The 1337-nt window shown below is 55.6% G+C and carries 1 rRNA gene; it reads left to right on the top strand.

The window, feature by feature from the left end:
• Positions 1-1337: ribosomal RNA gene (locus tag KOI35_RS46945) — 23S ribosomal RNA — on the top strand; the annotation flags it as partial.

The raw sequence follows: 1337 nt of genomic DNA on the forward strand, positions 1-1337 counted from the left end.
CAACCAGGAGGTTGGCTTAGAAGCAGCCATCCTTTAAAGAGTGCGTAATAGCTCACTGGTCAAGTGGTTCCGCGCCGACAATGTAGCGGGGCTCAAGCACACCGCCGAAGCTGTGGCATTCACATTTTACTCGGCCGGCTTCCTTGAGGAGTTGGTCCAGGTGTGTGGATGGGTAGGGGAGCGTCGTATGGCGGGTGAAGCGGCAGAGTGATCTAGCCGTGGACGCCATACGAGTGAGAATGCAGGCATGAGTAGCGAATGAAGAGTGAGAACCTCTTCCGCCGAATGACCAAGGGTTCCAGGGCCAGGCTAATCCGCCCTGGGTGAGTCGGGGCCTAAGGCGAGGCCGAGAGGCGTAGTCGATGGATAACGGGTTGATATTCCCGTACCCGCAAAAGAACGCCCAAGACGAATTTTCAGGTGCTAACCGCCCAAAACTGGTTGAGGTCTTCGGACTGATGCCGGCAGAGCGCGGGACCCTCTGGATTAGTAGTTTAGTGATGGGGTGACGCAGGAAGGTAGATGATCCCAGGCGGTGGTTGTCCTGGGGTAAGCGTGTAGACCGTGTCATAGGTAAATCCGTGACACATTGAGGTTGAGACGTGATGCCGAGCCGTTTCAGGTGAAGTCATTGATCCTATGCTGCCGAGAAAAGCCTCTAGCGATGTTCTGAGCGGCCCGTACCCGAAACCGACACAGGTGGTCAGGTAGAGAATACCGAGGCGACGGGTGAACTGTGGTTAAGGAACTCGGCAAATTGCCCCCGTAACTTAGGGAGAAGGGGGGCCGGACGCGTGAAGCCCCGTGCGGGTGGAGCGTGGTATGGCCGCAGAGAGCAGGGGGAAGCGACTGTTTACTAAAAACACAGGTCCATGCCAAGTCGTAAGACGATGTATATGGACTGACGCCTGCCCGGTGCTGGAACGTTAAGGGGACCTGTTAGCCCGTAAGGGCGAGGCGGAGAACTTAAGCGCCAGTAAACGGCGGTGGTAACTATAACCATCCTAAGGTAGCGAAATTCCTTGTCGGGTAAGTTCCGACCTGCACGAATGGCGTAACGACTTCCCCACTGTCTCAACCACAGGCCCGGCGAAATTGCAGTACGAGTAAAGATGCTCGTTACGCGCGGCAGGACGGAAAGACCCCGGGACCTTTACTATAGCTTGACATTGGTATCCGAATTTAATTGTGTAGGATAGGTGGGAGCCTTTGAAGCTCGGACGCCAGTTCGGGTGGAGGCAATCTTGAAATACCACTCTGTTGGGTTTGGGTATCTAACCTGCGGCCCTGATCGGGTCGAGGGACAGTGTCTGGTGGGTAGTTTAACTGGGGCGGTT

It is taken from the genome of Paractinoplanes bogorensis (assembly GCF_018829635.1).
Classification (GTDB): domain Bacteria; phylum Actinomycetota; class Actinomycetes; order Mycobacteriales; family Micromonosporaceae; genus Actinoplanes; species Actinoplanes bogorensis.